This window comes from Burkholderia sp. BC1 (assembly GCF_052683555.1).
In genome coordinates this window covers 1-3,424 of the sequence record NZ_JBQYLP010000148.1, presented here as the reverse complement: position 1 = coordinate 3,424, position 3,424 = coordinate 1, and the positions used below count along the sequence as shown (strand labels likewise).

Below are 3,424 nucleotides of genomic sequence, written 5' to 3'. Positions count from 1 at the left end.
TGAGCGTGAGCACGTAAATCGATGGGGCAATGAGCAACATAAATGATGTTCGAGGGACGAGGTAAAACGGGAGCGATGAAGCTCCCGTTGTCGTTTCAGAATGGCTCGTCGATGCTCTGGTGTGGCGGCTGTGTCGGACCGCGGTACCAGGGCTCGCGATAGCGGCGGATCTGGGTGGCGTAGGCGCGGCTGAACCACAGATAGAGGTCTTCGATGAAGAACTGCATCATGTAGGCTGCCTCGTCGGAGAGCTCGGGCAATGGCAGGCGCCGGGAGGCGTTGGGTTTGTGAGGTGATGCTTTACGGGACATGTCATCGGGCTCCGTTGGGTTGACGCGCTGGCGTGCGGCGCGAGGACTGTGTTGATGGTGCAAAGACCTCGAAGTACAGCTTCTCGTCGAGTTCGGACAGTTCGCGCTGCGCGGCGGTGGTGAGCAGTTCGTTGGCGAGCGTGGTGAGCACGCGGTAGTTGCCCAGCGCGTGTTCGCACAGCGTGTGGCGCAGCGGCGGTGTCATCAGCTGCGGGGCGCCGGCGCTGGCGAGCAGATGATTGAGGCAGGCCAGCAGATCGTCGGCCGAAGCCTTCTCGGTCCCCAGGCGGGAACGGATACGGCTGCCCAGGGGCAGCAGTTCGTCGCGCCGCAGCTTGTCGGTCAGGCGCGTGTCGCCGGCGAGCACCACACACAGCAGGGGCTGCGAGTCGAAGCGGGCGCTGGCCATGAGCCGCAGTTCGTTGAGCACGCCGGGACTCATTTCCTGCGCTTCGTCGATCAATAGGATTGGGCGCCGGCGCGTGCTTTGCAGGTGCGACATCCACCGGTCGCGCAGCGACCTGAAGCCGCCCCAGCGGTTGTGAGGCCGGAGTTCCAGACCGAAGATGTCGCCCATCTCGCGATAGAAGTCGGCGAGGTTGCTTTGCGGATGATTGATCGAGACGACTGTCAGATCGGTCAGTCGCTCGAGCTTCTCGGCCAGCACGCGCATGACCACGCTCTTGCCGGTACCCGGCTCACCGTGGATCATCGCGAAGCCGCCTTCGCGCACGAGCGAGTTCTCGATGCGCCAGCAGAAGTTCTCGACGCGCGGCGGCACGTACAGCGCCTCGAGGGGAAGCTCCGGCGAGAATGGGTTCCACTTCAGGCCGTAGAGGGCTTGCAGACGCTGGCTCATGCCTCCTCCTGCCAGTTGGCGGGAATCCAGGCTGGCGGCAACCCGGTTGCGGCGTGGTCGGCCAGCATCTGGCGTAACAGCGGCGCGATACCGGGCGCACTGGCCGGCGGCGGCTCGACATTGACGGCATCGAGTCGCCGACGCTGGCCATCAGCATTGGCGGCCTTGTCCAGCGGCCGCAGCGGGCACAGCACGGCGCCGCTATCGGCGTCGACGAGATCGACGCCGCTCAGGTCCCAGCGCGCGTAACGCAGGTGCACGCGCTGCAGGTGCCGGTAGGCCGAGGGAATCTCGAAGCGTGTGCCGGCCAGACTCACGGTGCCATCCGAGCGCCGCTGGGCGCGCGTCACGTCGATACGGAATGCGGCGCGCAGCGCGTCACTCGACGGGCATTCGCGGCCCACATCGGGGCCAGCCAGATAGCGTTTGAGCGGCGTGCCACCGATCTCGGAATGATGCGCGTGGTGGTACTCGCGCTCGATCCATGCGTGGGTGGCCTGATTGAGCAGTTCGAGCGTGAGGTTGGGCTCGCCTTCGAGCATGGCCATCACGCGCCCTTCGATGCGGGCCCAGAACGTCTCCTGCTTCGCGTTCTGATACGGCGAATATGGCAAGGTCGTCTGGTGCAGCACGCCGAGCGCGAGCAAGCCAGCGGTCGTCTCTTCGGCAAGCATCGCCGCGCCGTTGTCGGTCATCAGTGCGCGGGGCCGGCCACGACGCTGGAGCGCCTGGGTGAGCCCATGGATCAGACTACGTGCGGTCTCATCGAGAAACCATTGCGCGTGACAGACGACGCGCGAACGGTCATCGAGCACGCACAGCAGCATCGGCGTGATCCACTGGCCATCATGCGTGAGCAGCTTGCGCGAGCCGTGATGGAAATCGAGATGCCAGAGCGCGTTGACGTGCTCGACCTCGAAGCTGCGGACCTCGAGCTTCTCGAGGCGATCGCGTGCGAGCATCGCGCCGGTGCTGGTATGACGCGGCTTGCGTTCACGGTACAGGCCCTGCGCACGCAGATAACGACGCACCGTCGTGTACGACGGCAGGAACGCATGGCCGAGCGTGACCTTGAGATTGTCGAAGTGCAACTGGCAAGTCCAGCCGGGATGTTCCCGGTACTGCGCGCGAATCGCCTGTACCGCCTGAGGCGACAGGCTTGCGCCGGCGCCACTGGGGCGCTTGCGGTCGCGCAGGCTCGCAACCGGATCGTGGGCCGCCTTGCGGGCCCGGTAGAACCACCGCTCAACCGTGGAGCGGCCGAACTGGACATCGTCGCCAGTGACGGGATGACGCCAGCGTTTGGCGGCCAGCGCGGTGATGAGTTCGCGCACCTGCCCGGGTTCAGGCGGTGCTGCCAGCAAGGGGCCCACAACCGCAAAGCGCAGGCGCGCCCAACGATCCCGCAGGGGTAAATCGTGAAGTTCAGTCATGCTCTCTCCAGGGATGCGGCGCACCGCGCCGCGATTCGGGGGAGAGGCGAGACTACCGGCGCAGTCCGAGGGGGGCGAGCGACAAGTTCTGCGGGCGGTTACCGTCCCTCACGCAGGGTGCTCACGGCGCTTGCACTGGTAAGCGGTGATAGCCAGCGCAGCAGCCATGGCAATGGTTCGGCAGGCTGCGTGGTAGCGAAGCGCTCGAGCAGGCTTGCCGGCACCTGTGCGGTCTCGACGGGCGGCACGAACGCCGCCCGTCCGAGCGCCCAGAACGGTGTGCCGACAAACCCGGTCGTCCACCAGTGCCGCCATCGCGCGATCGTCGCGGGTGGCACGCCCAGCGCATCGAGTTGGCGCATTGCCGCGGCCGTACCGGCGCTCGCACGCGTGGCGCTGACAACAATCATGATTGCGGCGGTGTAGACGCGCCGGCCGAGAAAGCGCACCGAGAATGGCGTGGTACGACGGCGACAGTCGGCGCAGCAGAAGCTGTAGCGGAACTCGCAGTGGCAGCGGGCTTCGTATGAAATTCCGCGCGGCTTGCGCGGGTAGCGGGCGCTATGGAGTACGCCGCCGCAGCGACAACGCTGCGCGCGGGTCTGTTCGGCGTAGTCCTGATCGATACGTAGCAGCAGGTGATAGAAGTTGGGATCGCGGGCACTCACGTGGCACACTCTGGAAGTCTCGGTTCTTGGCAGACACGAGACTCTCCCTTGGGCGTCGTTTGTGCAAGATGCCTGAGGGAGACCCCCTCCGCTACATCACGCAAGCTGCTCAAAACGCCCCGAATTCCCATCGATTTACGTGCTCACGCTCAC

Annotated in this window: 4 protein-coding genes; all 4 read right to left on the bottom strand. The window is 65.6% G+C overall.

Annotation, left to right across the window (positions count from 1 at the left end; genetic code table 11):
• Window positions 1-95 precede the first annotated feature (95 nt).
• The gene (locus tag ACSHSS_RS29865) at window positions 96-311 is read right to left on the bottom strand and encodes a hypothetical protein (protein ID WP_042974467.1); all 216 of its coding nucleotides are present in this window, start codon (window positions 309-311) and stop codon (window positions 96-98) included.
• Window position 312: 1 nt separating this feature from the next.
• Window positions 313-1,170 carry an ExeA family protein gene (locus tag ACSHSS_RS29860; protein WP_021158953.1) on the bottom strand — a complete coding sequence of 286 codons (858 nt, stop codon included), beginning with the start codon at window positions 1,168-1,170 and terminating at the stop codon, window positions 313-315.
• Window positions 1,167-2,603 (bottom strand): helix-turn-helix domain-containing protein, encoded by a 1,437-nt coding sequence (locus ACSHSS_RS29855; RefSeq protein ID WP_042974470.1) that lies wholly within the window; start codon window positions 2,601-2,603, stop codon window positions 1,167-1,169. Before ACSHSS_RS29855 ends, ACSHSS_RS29860 begins: the two co-directional genes overlap by 4 nt.
• A gap of 98 nt (window positions 2,604-2,701) precedes the next feature.
• On the bottom strand, window positions 2,702-3,271 hold the full coding sequence (locus ACSHSS_RS29850) for a hypothetical protein (RefSeq protein ID WP_257008853.1): 570 nt from the start codon (window positions 3,269-3,271) through the stop codon (window positions 2,702-2,704).
• Between the last annotated feature and the right edge of the window lie 153 nt (window positions 3,272-3,424).